The sequence below is a fragment of the Aureimonas sp. Leaf324 genome (assembly GCF_001423245.1).
Classification (GTDB): Bacteria; Pseudomonadota; Alphaproteobacteria; order Rhizobiales; family Rhizobiaceae; genus Aureimonas.
Map to the genome: position 1 here is coordinate 1 of NZ_LMOH01000005.1, position 12,196 is coordinate 12,196.

Here is a 12,196-nt window from a genome sequence, read left to right on the forward strand (position 1 = left end):
GCCAGCGACAATCAGGATGATACGATCCCAATCGCCGCGACATGATCTGTCTCATTTAGATCGTCGCCAGCGTCTCACTCAGATTGTCGCGCTATACTGGCTGACGGATGAGCAGATGGAGCGGTTGCGGCCGTTCTTTCCCAAGAGCCACGGCAGACCACGGGTCGACGATCAGCGGGTTTTGAGCGGCATCATCTTCGTCAATCGCAACGGCCTGCGATGGCGCGATGCGCCCAAGGACTATGGTCCGGTGAAGACGCTGCACAACCGTTGGAAGCGTTGGGGTGAAGCGGGTGTCTTCGTCCGAATGATGAAAGGTCTGGCCGCTGCCAATGCCGATCCCAAGACTCTTATGATCGACGCGACCTATCTGGAGGCACACCGCACGGTATCGAGCCTTGCGGTCAAAAAGGGGGGCTTGGACGTCTGATCGGCCGCACCAAGGGCGGCATGAACACAAAGCTTCACGCCGTGGCCAATGCCAATGGCCGCCCGTTGAGCTTCTTCCTGACCGCCCGGCCCGTCAGCGACTACACCGGCGCGGCAGCCTTGCTTGACGATCTGCCCAAGGCGCAGTGGCTGCTCGGCGATCACGGCTACGATGCTGACTGGTTCCGGGACGCTCTAGCAGCGAAGGGCATCAAACCCTGCATTCCGGGCCGACGGTCTCGCAATGTGCCTGTCAAACACGACAAGCGCCGCTACCAGCGACGCAACCGCATCGAGATCATGTTCGGGCGGCTGAAGGACTGGCGCCGCGTCGCAACCCGCTACGACCGCTGTCCGACCGTCTTCTTCTCCACCATCGCGCTCGCAGCTACCGTCCTGCTCTGGCTCTAAGCTATGAGTCCTGGCCTAAACAATAGCATGTCTTTCGCGCGTCAGACGAAAATTATTTTTGTGCTCAGCCGAATACTTGCGACCCAGCTCTGGCATGATGGACCAAGGCGTAAGACCTGGTTCCACTGATAGATTGCAGGAGTGGGCGCATCTGGCGTGAAGCCCTCCCGCGAAGTCACCGTATGCGTGCCAGCCCAAGTCAATGTTTGTCATGCATTGACATTGACCAGAACTCATCCCTAAATGGTCTTACCACGGACGGATCACATGATGAGCAGTGACGTTTCCATCACGCGCGGCGACGCCGACACCCGAAGCGGCTACGAACGGGTCGTCTCGTTTCTGCGCGAGCAGCTCCTGTCCGGGCAGTTGAAGACCGGCGACTGCCTCCTGCCCGAGCGTGAACTGTCGGCCCGGCTGAACGTCAGCCGCCCCATGCTGCGCGAGGCGCTTCGCGCCCTGGCGATGATCGGAGCCGTCGAGATCCGGCACGGCGTCGGAACGATCGTGAAGCGGCCGGACGTCTCGACGCTGGGGGAGTTCTTCTCCTTCGTCCTCGCGCAGCAGGCCGATGTCATCGACGACATCATGGAGGCGCGCATCGCGATCGAGCACCATGCCGTGCGTCTCGCCTGCCGCCGGGCGACGCAGCCCGATCTCGACCGGATCGCCGACGCCTTGAAGCTGATCGCCGAAACCATCCGCGACGTCGAAGCGGGCGGCGCGGCCGATTTCCGCTTCCACGAGGCGATCGTGCGCGCCGCCCATTCGCCGACGCTCGTCAGCATCTACGGCTCGCTCTCGGCCCTGATGATGCGCTCGCATCTCGACCGCCGCGAGCAGATCATCCGGATCGAGGGGATCGACGAGTTCCTGATCGACCACCATCGTCTGATCTTCTCCGCCATCGTCGACCGCGACGCACCGAAGGCCGACGACCTCCTCACCCGCCATTTCGAGATCGGCGCCGAGTTCCGACGCCGGGCCACCATGCTCGAGACCGCGCACCGGATGGGGGAGCGCCGAGGCGCAGCCTCGCCTGCCGTCCCATCGAACGACCCGAACGCAAGGACCCATCCATGAAGATCGTCATCGGCAGCGACCACGCCGGCTTTCCGCTGAAGGCTGAGGTGATCGAGCATCTGAAGGCCGGGGGCCACGAGATCGAGGACGTCGGCAGCTTCGATCCGAACCCAGTCGACTTCCCCGACATCGCCCGGCTCGTCTGCGACAAGGTGCGCGGCAAGGAGGCCGAGCGCGGCCTTCTCGTCTGCGGCACGGGCGTCGGCGCCGCGATCGCGGCCAACAAGATCCGCGGCATCCGCGCCGCCGTCTGCCACGATGTCCATTCGGCCCACCAGTCGGTGGAGCACGACGACGTCAACGTCATGTGCATCGGCGCCCAGATCGTCGGCCCCTGGCTCGCCAACGACCTCGTCGACGCCTTCTTCGCCGCCGCGTTCGATCGCAACGAGGACTTCGTGCGCCGCGTCGACAAGCTCGCCCAGCTCGAAACCGCAGACTGACCCATCGGACGATGGCTTCGGGAGGAGGTCAGGGATGAACGACACAGACGCGATGCGGATCGGCTTCGTCGGCCTCGGCACGATGGGCCGCGAAATGGCCCGCAACCTGGTCGAGGCGGGGTATGCCGTCACCGCCCACGACATCGATCCGGCGGCCGTCGAGGTCCTGGCGACGATCGGGGCCCGGCCCGCGCTAAGCGTCGCGGATGTCGGCGCCAGCGCGGACGTCGTCGTCACCATGCTGCCCGATACCCCGCATGTCGAGGAGGTGGCGCTCGGCGTGGGCGGTCTCGTCGAGACGATGCGTCCGGGCACCGCCCTCGTGGACATGAGCACGATCTCGCCGGTGGCGACGCGGGCCATGGCGGAGCGTCTCGCCGCCTCCGGCATCGCCATGCTCGACGCGCCCGTGTCGGGCGGCCCGATCGGCGCAAAGAATGCGGCGCTCTCGATCATGGTGGGAGGCGACGCGCAGGCCTTCGAGCGCGTTCGGCCCGTCCTTTCGGCCATGGGGACCACGATCTCGCACGTGGGCGCCAGCGGCGCCGGCCAGACGGTGAAGCTCTGCAACCAGCTCGTCTGCGGCGTGAACCTCCAGGCCATCTGCGAGGCGCTGGCGCTCGGCCGTGCCTGCGGGGTCGATCTCGACCAGATGCGCGAGGTGCTGCTCGGCGGCTCGGCGTCGTCCTGGATGCTCGACAAGCTCGGGCCGGCGATGATCGCGGGAGACGCCGGGGCGGGCTTTCGCATCGACCTGATGCTGAAGGACCTGCGCCTGACGCTCGAGATGGCGCAGGCGCGCTCGGTGCCGCTGCCTGCGACCTCGCTCGTGACCACGCAGTATCTCGAGGCCAAGGCGCATGGCGAGGGGGCCAACGGCAACCAGGCCCTGTTCCGCGTCTACGACCGGATGACGGGGCAGCGTGCCGCCGGCGCGCCGGACGGGCGGCCATGAGCCTCGACTTCACCGCCATCTTCGCCCGCTGGCAGATGCTGCAGGACGGCCTTCTCCTCACCATCCAGCTTGCGGCCGTGACGACGCTGACCGGATTCCTGATCGGCACGGCCTGCGCGATCGCCCGCCGGTCGAGCCTGAGTTGGGCATCCAGGGCAGCGGGCATCTACATCGAGAGCATCCGCAACACGCCGTTCCTCGTGCAGATCTTCGTCGTCTATTTCGGGCTGTCGAGCCTCGGCTTCTCGTTCTCCGCCGTCACCGTCGCGATCATCGCGCTGACCATCAATGTCGGCGCCTACACGGCCGAAATCATGCGGGCCGGGTTCGACTCCGTGCATCGGGGACAGTGGGAGGCGGCCGAGTGCCTCGGCCTGTCGAAGCCCAAGGCCTACTGGCACGTCGCGCTGCGCCCGGCGATGGAGCGCGTCTACCCCTCGCTCACCAGCCAGTTCATCCTCCTGATGCTGGCGTCCTCTGTCACCTCGCAGATCTCCGTCGAGGAGCTGACGGCCGCCGCCAACTTCATCCAGTCCGAGACCTACCGGCCCTTCGAGACCTTTCTTGTGGCGGCGGTCCTCTATCTCGGGCTTTCGCTCCTGATGCGCCTCGTCTTCTGGCTCTTCGGCCTCCTCATCTTCCCGCGGCTGCGACGCCTCGGAACCGCCTTGTGAGGACGCGGCCATGAACACCGCCGTCAATCTCGGCCACCTCCAGTTCCTTCTCACCGGCGCCCTGTGGACGCTCGTCCTGTCGCTGATGGCCTTCATCGGCGGAGGGCTCGTCGGCTTCCTGGTCGCGCTCGGGCGCACTGCGCCCTGGCGGGCCCTGCGGATCGTCGCCGGAGTCTACGTCACGGTGGTGCAGGGCACGCCGCTCCTGATCATCCTCTTCATCACCTATTTCGGCCTGCCGACGCTCGGTTATTCCATCTCGCCGCTGCTGGCGGCCGGCCTGTCGCTGACGATCTACGTGGGCGCCTATCTCGGCGAGATCTGGCGCGGTTGCCTCCAGTCGGTGCCGAAAGCCCAGTGGGAAGCGGCCGAGTGCCTGGCGCTGTCGAAGACCGCCCGGATGTTCCAGGTGATCCTGCCGCAGGCGATCCGCATCGCGACGCCGCCGACCGTCGGCTTCTGCGTCCAGATCATCAAGAACACCTCGCTCGCCTCCGTCGTCGGCTTCGTGGAGCTTGCCCGCGCCGGGCAGCTCATCAACAACTCGATCTTCGAGCCCTTCCTGATCTACGTGATCGTTGCCGCCCTCTACTTCTGCCTCTGCTATCCGGTATCGCTTCTCAGCCGCCGTCTGGAGCAGCGCGGCGCAGCGCGTCTTCGCACCCTCAAGGCGCTGTCGGCATGACCGCGGCTCCCACTCAGGATACAGCCATGCCCATCGTCGCCCTCAAGGACGTCAGGAAGAGCTTCGGGTCCGTCCAGGTGCTGCACGGCGTCTCGTTCTGCGTCGAGAAGGGCGAGGTCGTCGCGCTCATCGGGGCGAGCGGCTCGGGCAAGTCCACGGCGCTGCGCTGCATCGACCGGTTGGAAGTCATCGACGGCGGCGAGATCGAGGTCTGCGGCCACCGGGTCGACGACCCGAAGCTCGACCTCAGGCGGCTGCGCCAGGACGTCGGCATCGTCTTCCAGAGCTACAACCTTTTCCCGCACCTGACGATCGCCGAGAACATCATGCTGGCGCCGCGCTCGGTGAAGAAGATGGCGAAGGCAGAGGCGCGGGCGGTGGCCGAGGGCGTTCTCGCCAAGGTGGGCCTCGCCGAGAAGGCGGACCAGTATCCCGAGCAACTGTCGGGCGGTCAGCAGCAGCGCGCTGCGATCGCCCGTTCGCTGGCGATGGAGCCCAAGGTCATGCTCTTCGACGAGGTGACCTCGGCGCTCGATCCCAAGCTCACCGGCGAAGTGCTGCGCGTCATCGAGAGCTTGGCCGCTGGCGGCATGACGATGATCATGGTGACGCACGAGATGAACTTCGCCCGGCGCATCGCCGACCAGGTCGTGTTCATGCACCAGGGCCGCATCCACGAACACGGGACGGCCGGGATTCTCGACCGGCCGGCAACGCCGGAGCTGCGCGACTTCGTCGCCGAAGAACTGTGACGGCGGGGCGACCCAGAACCCGCCGCATCAAGGGAGGAACCCCATGACGCTGAAGACGCTCACCGCCGCTGCCGCGATCCTAGCGACGCTCGCCGCCGGTATCGCCCCCGCCGCGGCCGATGCGCTGGCCGACATCATGGCCGCCAAGAAGATCCGCATCGCCACCGACATGGCGATCCCGCCATCGGGCATGCTCGACGCCAACCTCCAGCCGACGGGTTCCGATGTCGAGACGGCCAAGCTCCTCGCCGCCGACTGGGGTCTGGAACTCGAGTTCGTCCAGACCACGGGCGCGACGCGCATTCCGAACCTTCAGACCAACAAGGCCGACATCGTGATCTCGACGCTGTCGGTCACACCGCAGCGCGCCGAGGTCATCGACTTCTCCAAACCCTATGCCGCGCTCCAATCGGTGGTCGGCGCTCCGAAGGCCTCGACGATCGCTGGCTGGGACGACGTGCGCGGCCAGGCGATCACCGTGACCCGAGGCACCACGCAGGACACCGAGCTGACGGGCCTTGCCTCCGAAAAGGGCTTCACCGTCACCCGCTACGACGACGACGCCACGATGGTGACGGCGGCCGTCAGCGGACAGGCCAAGATGGTGGCAACCTCCGCGACGCTGGTGAACCAGATCGGGCAGCGCAACCCGGACCTCGCCTACGAGCCGAAGTTCGTGATCCGCACCTTCGATCTCGCGATCGGCCTGCGCAAGAACGAGCCCGAACTGAAGGCCAAGCTCGACGAGTGGGTCGCCGCCAACCTCAAGAACGGCAAGCTCAACGAGATCTACCAGCGCTTCCACGGCTCCGCCCTGCCGGCTGAGATGTTGCAGTAGATCAAATGCGCGGGGCGGTCGATTGTCCGTTCGCCTCGCGCCCCCAGCTTTCCCAGGCGCTCAACCCAGCTGCATGGCCTTCGTCGCGAAGATCCTGCTGCGCCTTACAACCCGACGCTCCGCTCTCAGCCCTATGATGCCGATGTATCGACATGCCAACTTGTTGAACGGGCTCGCGTTCGGAGAGAGAACTCGCCATCGAAGGACGCTGGGAGCCGAGCCCACGCGCTGGCACGCGTTCTTCATTCGCTGAGCGGCGCTCTCGATTCACTCGCCGCTGAGTTGCTGGAGTTCTAAAAGATCGATCCGGCCTTCGAGGTAATCGGACCGGGCCTGCCGTGCGGTCGACGACACCTCGCGACCGTGCACGATGGCCCGCAGCTCGAACTCCCTCACGACGGCACCGCGGTCCGGCGCGCCGACCGCTTGCAGGAAGCCGACCTCCGGGCCATCGATGACCGCGGCCGTCAGAATACCCGATTGGAAGGCACCGGTGTCGATGGAGATACGGTTCGCGGTCACGACCGGCACATCGCCGACGATCGTGTGACCATGCACCACCCGGCGCGGCAGCAGTCCGTCGTGATCGAGGAACTCGTGGCGGATCCAGAGCAGATCCTGCTCGGCCTGGAGTTCGAGCGCCACCCCCGGCCTGATCCCCGCATGCACGAAAAGATACGTGCCGTCATCGTGCGTCAGGCGAAGGGCTGCTAGGAATTGCGCATGACGACTGAGCATCGGATCCGAACTGCTGGCGGACTCGCGATCGAGCCCATAGCTGACGACCGTGTGCCCGTAGAGAAGCCATGCCCAGTCCGGCAGCCCCTGGCCCGACGTGACGGCTCGGACGAACAGATCGTCGTGATTGCCGCGCAAGCAGACGAATTCGTCCTGCGAACGCTTCGGACCTGCCATCAGGCGCTCGATGACCCCGCGAGAATCCGCTCCGCGGTCGACGTAGTCGCCGGTGAAGACGATCCTGGCCTGTGCGCCACGGGTCTCGGCGTCGCCCTCGACCTTGCCGAGGAGATCGTCCAGGAGATCGAGGCGGCCGTGAATGTCCCCGATCGCATATGTGACTGTACGCATGCGTGTCGCTCTACAGACCGCCATCCCAGGGTGCAACTTCAAAGGGCCTCGCCCCTTCGGTCACGGCCGTTCCCTCCTGTTTGGGCTCGGCATCGCAACATGGCTCGCGATCTCGTTGATTGCCTGCGTCCCGTCGCCATGCGACGAGGACGCCGACCCGGTCGCCTTCAGGGTCTCACCATTGGATCGATCGATTGTCATTTCCGCATGTCGCGCCTGGACGCAGCTTCCAGCGCTCGCCCTTGAGCCTCGACGAGGCCGAGATCCGCCGCTTGTCGCGTCACTGCCTTCGCTACCGCGATGCCGACGACCGTACGGCCTGGATCCAGCTCAGTACGACGCTCGGTCTGTTCCTTTTAACAGTGGGACTGATGCTGTACGGAGCGGCATCGGGCGCGTACGCGCTTCTCGCGCTGTTTCTTCCCGCCGGTGGACTTCTCGTACGCTTGTTCGGCGTTCAGCACGACTGCGGCCACAACTCGTTCTTCGCATCCCGAAACACCAACCGCTTCGTCGGGCGCCTCCTCAGCGTCTTCACTCTGACGCCCTTCGGCTACTGGAGCCGCTCGCACGCCGTGCATCATACGACGGCGGGCGATCTCGGACGGCGCGGGATCGGCGACGTCGACACCTTGACGGTCGACGAATACGTGGCGCTGCCGCGCGGTGCGAAGCTGCGCTACCGCATCTATCGCCACCCCTTGTTTCTCCATGTGCTCGGGCCGCCGCTCTATTTCATCCTGTTGCAGCGCTCGCCCTTCGGGCAGGCGCTCCCCGTTCAGGATGCCTGGCGCAGCATCATGGGGCTGAACCTTGCCCTCTTGCTCGTCTACGGTGGTCTGGTCGCTGCGTTCGGCGTGGCCGCAGTCGCTCTGGTGGTGCTGCCGACGGCCCTCGTCGCATCCTGGGTCGGCGGCTGGCTCTTCTTCGTGCAGCACCAGTTCGAGGACACGCATTGGGAAACGTCGGATGAGTGGAGCCTGCAGCGCGCGGCGCTCAGCGGCAGTTCCTACTACGTGATGCCGAAGGTGCTGCAGTGGTTCACCGGCAATATCGGTCTCCATCACATCCACCATCTGAACCCTCGGATCCCCAACTACCGCCTCCAGTCGTGCCTCGACGACGAACCAGCGCTGGGAACGCTGTCGCGCTTGACGATCCGCGAGAGCCTCCAGTGCATCGGACTGGCATTGTGGAACCCCGCCCAGCGTAAACTCGTCTCGTTCTGAGGAAGTCAGGCCGCTCGGGCCGGCGCCAGGCGCACACCGGCATACGCCTTCTCCGTTTGGGGACCTCCGGGACCATCTGTCCTGGGAGGGCTGTCAGCGTTGCTTGCCGCGGCCTCTGCCGGCCTGACCGCCCGCACCTCGAGGCTTCGTCCGGTCGTTCTGCACAGTCTCGTTCTGGAGGAGACGCCAGCGCTCCAGGCGCTGAGGATCGATGCTGCCCTCCGTCACGGCCGCCCGCACCGCGCAGCCGGGCTCATGCGCGTGGGTACAGTCGCGAAAGCGGCAACGGGCCGCGAGTTCCGTGATCTCGGCGAACAGAACGTCCAACCCGTCGGCGAGGTCGCTGACCTGCAGGCTGCGGATGCCGGGCGTATCGATCACCCAGCCGCCACCCAGAATGGGGTGGAGCGAGCGGGCTGTCGTCGTGTGACGCCCCTTGGCGTCCTGCTCCCGGATGGTCCCCGTTTCCTGTGGCGGCTCCTCGGTCGCGCCGACCAGCGTGTTCACCAGCGTCGATTTGCCGACACCTGATGAGCCGACCAGCGCGATCGTCTGCCCGTGTCCGCACCAGCGCGCGAGCGTGGCGACGGTCTGCGCCGCCTTGGAGTGGACCACCACGACATCGAGCCCGCGTTGCAGCGCACGGGCCCCGTCCTCGTAGAACGAGAGGTCATCGGCCAGATCGGCCTTGGTCAGGACGACCACCGGCTCGATCCCGGCCTGATTGGCCCATGCCAGATACCGCTCCAGCCGGGCCGGATTGAAGTCCAGATTGCACGATGTCACGATGAAGAGCGTATCGATATTGGCCCCGCCGAGCTGCGGGACGCTGCCGCCCGACACGCGACGCTCGATCACCGACCGGCGTTCGAGGCGCCGATGGAGATGCGCCGTCACGGGATCGAGAAGAACGAAGTCGCCGACGGCGAACTGGCTGGTCTCGACCTTGGGCCCGAGCACCGGCTCGACGTTCCCGCGCGCCGACAGTGCGGTCAGGCGTGAGCGGTGGACCCGGGAGATGCGCGCTGGCTCGAAACCCGCGTCGTCCGGCGTGATCTGGGCCGCGAAGAACGAATTCCAACCCAGCGCGCCGAGGGCCTCATGCTCGGCCTCTCGTGTCGGCGCGTTCAACGCCCGGCTCGATACGGGACGGCGAGCGATTTCGAAATCTCAGCCGCGTGGTCGACGCCCGTCGCCATGATGTCTCGCTCCTCGTCGCTCAAGGCTCTCTGGTTCCAACGGCTTCTCGCACCATTCCCCTGCATAGACGTGGATGCGCGATGCGAACAGTTGACTGGCCGCTTTTTTTGCCGAAGCGGCCCGGACGTCGACGTTCCGCCATCGGGCCCGGCACGCCCTTCCCCCGTGTCGTTCGATCCGCCGCACAAGGTCATCGGCCATGACGGCCACGGGAGAACCACAAGGGACCATTCGACATTCGATCCGGTGACGAACGTCGGGAAAGGCTTGGAACGCAGGACCGGCGGTGGGCGCCAAGCGAGCCCTGAAGCCAAAGGCTTGGGCGATCGGCTTTCGGCTCGACCACCACGGGCGTCTTCGCGACCGGGCGCTGCCTGATCTTGCGATCGACAGCAGGCTGAGCAGATGCGACGTCGTCGAGGAGACGATCGGCGCCCTCGTGCCGGAAGGACACGTTCGAGCTCGCGCCATGGTGGTTCAGCGAAAGACGAAGCGTCCGGTGCGGTTCGAGCTATTTGACGCGGCGCGCACGAGCCACCGGGCACGGCGGGAGCGACGCAGCGGAACGGTCGATGGCTCTGCCGTTCCGAGCCGCATCGCTCACTTCCCCCAACTCGGCACGTGGCAGTCGGCCCGCCTCGTCGACGGGTGGAGGACCGCGATCGGCCTTCGGAAGGACGATGGCCCGCATTCGCTGCGGCGGAGGAAAGCTTCGATCATCGATCGCACGATCGGCAACCGTCGCGCCGTTCAGATCCTGCATGGCCATACCAACGTTCAGAACGCGGTGCACGACCTCGGTGACGATGTCGAGGATGCAATGACGCTGGCCCGAAGACCCGAGGTCTGCCCCTCGCCATCGACACCATCTGTTCGGCCGGAACGCCAGCACCCGAAATCCAGACCGCCGTTCCGGCGCCCGGATGGATGGAGGAGATCCGTGATCGTCGTCGCCAGAGCCGTCCCGTGCCTGTCATAGCTCGTCGCGCTTTGCCGCGAAGTGTCTCATTCGACGCGCGACAAGGGCCGAAGGAGCGCCTCACGCGCCGTTACGGACAGCGCAGTCAGATCGGTGATCGGCATTCCGTGCTTTCGCAGGCGACGGGGAGCGGGCGTCTTGTTCCGATGACCGCAACCGTTCCGTAACCGCTGGTCCGCTACGTTTCGAACGGCACGAACCGCGTGCTGATCGCGGAGACGAATGGCAATGGACGAAGGCCTCGCCTGGGCAGTCCCGGTGGTGCTGGCCACGCTCGGGGCGCTGTTCTTCGCGGCTCGGCGTGCGGGGGCCGCAGCGGAGGCACAGTTCTGGGGCTCGGGATTTGCGCTTTCGGCGGCGGCATTTGCGTTCCCGCTGACCGATGCCGTCATCCCGACGAAGCTCATCGCGTTCGTCTCGGATACGGCCTTCGCCACCGCCTATCTCTGCTACGCCTGGGCTCTCGTCATCCGCTACGAGGGCCACCGCCTCTTGCGGGCACGCGTCGCGCTCCTCGTCGTCGGCGTCGTCGCGCCGATCTACGGCATCTTCGTCGTCGACAGCCTGCCGGCGGAAGTCCTCGCGTCCGATCTCACCTGCATGGCGCAGCTCGCGTTTGCCCTCGTCACGATCCGACGCTGGCCGGCAACCTGGATCGACCGAGGGATCGTGGCGATCTCCTGGGCCATCGTCGCCCAGAACCTGCTGCTGACGGCCAGCATCCCCCTGACGATCGCAGGCGCCGACCCGACGGAGTTCTTCGGCACGACGTACAGCGATCTCATGTTCAGCTGGGCGCTGCTGACCTACCTCGGTTTTGCTCTGCTCGCCTTGTCGGCGGTGATGTCCGAACTCGTCAACGGCCATCGAAACGACGCGCTCGTCGACCCGCTGACCGGCCTCCTCAACCGGCGCGGCCTCGATCAGGCCGCCTCGGAACCGCGCCCGCGTCAGGGCGATGGCGTGATCGTCTGCGATCTCGACCGCTTCAAACAGGTGAACGACACATGGGGCCATGAAGCCGGAGACAACGTCCTGCAGGCGTTTGCCGAGCTCGTGCGCAAGGTCGTCGGCTCAGCCGGCGTCGCCGCGCGGACGGGCAGCGAAGAGTTCGTGCTCTACCTCCCGGGGGCGCCTGTCCATCTGGCAGCGTCGACAGCCAAGGTCCTTCAGATGGCCATGCATCGCTTCGACTGGTCGTCGACGGGCATCACAGGCCCGCAGACGGCCTCCTTCGGCGTGTCGACGCGGCGGCATTCCGAAGCCCTGGAACACGCTCTTCGTCGCGCCGATCGCCTCGTCTATACGGCGAAGCGTAATGGCCGCGATCGGATCGAAGTCGATGGGTCGAGCGATGGGCTTAAGCTGTCGGTCGCGACCGCTTGAGGACCGCCGGCGCCCCGCCCGCGATCCTTCTCCTAGCTGGCCC

Annotated in this window: 13 protein-coding genes; 11 read left to right on the forward strand and 2 right to left on the reverse strand. The window is 66.0% G+C overall.

Features of this window, described 5'->3' with window-relative positions; translation table 11 throughout:
- Positions 1-82 precede the first annotated feature (82 nt).
- From ASF65_RS20725 to ASF65_RS05110, 8 genes are all read left to right on the forward strand, one after another.
- Positions 83-840 (forward strand): IS5 family transposase gene (locus tag ASF65_RS20725; protein WP_156369179.1). Its coding sequence is split into 2 segments (ribosomal slippage): positions 83-419 and positions 419-840, totalling 759 coding nucleotides; the frame shifts between segments, so codons are not numbered across the junction.
- A gap of 270 nt (positions 841-1,110) precedes the next feature.
- Positions 1,111-1,923, forward strand: a complete 813-nt coding sequence (locus ASF65_RS05080; RefSeq protein ID WP_082505198.1) for a FadR/GntR family transcriptional regulator — start codon at positions 1,111-1,113, stop codon at positions 1,921-1,923.
- Positions 1,920-2,366, forward strand: a complete 447-nt coding sequence (rpiB, locus tag ASF65_RS05085) for a ribose 5-phosphate isomerase B (RefSeq protein ID WP_055886134.1) — start codon at positions 1,920-1,922, stop codon at positions 2,364-2,366. The genes ASF65_RS05080 and rpiB overlap by 4 nt, the downstream gene beginning before the upstream one ends.
- 34 nt (positions 2,367-2,400) lie before the next feature.
- Complete coding sequence (locus ASF65_RS05090; RefSeq protein ID WP_055886140.1) at positions 2,401-3,321, forward strand: NAD(P)-dependent oxidoreductase; 921 nt, start codon at positions 2,401-2,403, stop codon at positions 3,319-3,321.
- Positions 3,318-3,995, forward strand: a complete 678-nt coding sequence (locus tag ASF65_RS05095) for an amino acid ABC transporter permease (protein ID WP_055886143.1) — start codon at positions 3,318-3,320, stop codon at positions 3,993-3,995. Before ASF65_RS05090 ends, ASF65_RS05095 begins: the two co-directional genes overlap by 4 nt.
- 10 nt (positions 3,996-4,005) lie before the next feature.
- Positions 4,006-4,680: an amino acid ABC transporter permease gene (locus tag ASF65_RS05100; RefSeq protein ID WP_055886145.1), complete on the forward strand. Its 675-nt coding sequence runs from the start codon at positions 4,006-4,008 to the stop codon at positions 4,678-4,680.
- Positions 4,681-4,706: 26 nt separating this feature from the next.
- Positions 4,707-5,432 carry an amino acid ABC transporter ATP-binding protein gene (locus ASF65_RS05105; protein ID WP_156369173.1) on the forward strand — a complete coding sequence of 242 codons (726 nt, stop codon included), beginning with the start codon at positions 4,707-4,709 and terminating at the stop codon, positions 5,430-5,432.
- A 43-nt stretch (positions 5,433-5,475) separates the two neighbouring features.
- Positions 5,476-6,270, forward strand: coding sequence for a transporter substrate-binding domain-containing protein (locus tag ASF65_RS05110; protein WP_055886153.1), 795 nt, complete (start codon positions 5,476-5,478; stop codon positions 6,268-6,270).
- Positions 6,271-6,537: 267 nt separating this feature from the next.
- Here the strand turns inward: ASF65_RS05110 and ASF65_RS05115 are convergent, their stop codons facing one another.
- Entirely contained in the window at positions 6,538-7,359 is an 822-nt protein-coding gene (locus ASF65_RS05115; RefSeq protein ID WP_055886156.1) for a metallophosphoesterase, read from the reverse strand.
- Between the two features lie 194 nt (positions 7,360-7,553).
- Here ASF65_RS05115 and ASF65_RS05120 point away from each other — a divergent pair, with 194 nt between their 5' ends.
- Positions 7,554-8,588, forward strand: a complete 1,035-nt coding sequence (locus ASF65_RS05120; RefSeq protein WP_055886158.1) for a fatty acid desaturase — start codon at positions 7,554-7,556, stop codon at positions 8,586-8,588.
- A 93-nt stretch (positions 8,589-8,681) separates the two neighbouring features.
- Here ASF65_RS05120 and rsgA read toward each other — a convergent pair whose 3' ends face one another.
- Positions 8,682-9,719, reverse strand: a complete 1,038-nt coding sequence (gene rsgA, locus ASF65_RS05125; RefSeq protein ID WP_055886161.1) for a ribosome small subunit-dependent GTPase A — start codon at positions 9,717-9,719, stop codon at positions 8,682-8,684.
- Between the two features lie 355 nt (positions 9,720-10,074).
- Between rsgA and ASF65_RS20730 the strand changes: the two genes are divergently transcribed.
- A complete protein-coding gene (locus tag ASF65_RS20730) occupies positions 10,075-10,767 on the forward strand; it encodes an integrase (protein WP_244486561.1) in 693 nt (230 codons plus the stop codon).
- 222 nt (positions 10,768-10,989) lie between these two features.
- A complete protein-coding gene (locus ASF65_RS05130; protein ID WP_082505190.1) occupies positions 10,990-12,153 on the forward strand; it encodes a GGDEF domain-containing protein in 1,164 nt (387 codons plus the stop codon).
- The last annotated feature ends 43 nt before the right edge of the window (positions 12,154-12,196 follow it).

Coding starts and splice junctions, on each gene's coding strand:
- ASF65_RS05080 (WP_082505198.1), top strand. CDS start 1,111: ATGAGCAGTGACGTTTCCATCACGCGCGGCGACGCCGACACCCGAAGC.
- ASF65_RS05090 (WP_055886140.1), top strand. CDS start 2,401: ATGAACGACACAGACGCGATGCGGATCGGCTTCGTCGGCCTCGGCACG.
- ASF65_RS05105 (WP_156369173.1), top strand. CDS start 4,707: ATGCCCATCGTCGCCCTCAAGGACGTCAGGAAGAGCTTCGGGTCCGTC.
- ASF65_RS05115 (WP_055886156.1), bottom strand. CDS start 7,359: ATGCGTACAGTCACATATGCGATCGGGGACATTCACGGCCGCCTCGAT.
- ASF65_RS05110 (WP_055886153.1), top strand. CDS start 5,476: ATGACGCTGAAGACGCTCACCGCCGCTGCCGCGATCCTAGCGACGCTC.
- rpiB (WP_055886134.1), top strand. CDS start 1,920: ATGAAGATCGTCATCGGCAGCGACCACGCCGGCTTTCCGCTGAAGGCT.
- ASF65_RS05130 (WP_082505190.1), top strand. CDS start 10,990: ATGGCAATGGACGAAGGCCTCGCCTGGGCAGTCCCGGTGGTGCTGGCC.
- ASF65_RS05100 (WP_055886145.1), top strand. CDS start 4,006: ATGAACACCGCCGTCAATCTCGGCCACCTCCAGTTCCTTCTCACCGGC.
- ASF65_RS05095 (WP_055886143.1), top strand. CDS start 3,318: ATGAGCCTCGACTTCACCGCCATCTTCGCCCGCTGGCAGATGCTGCAG.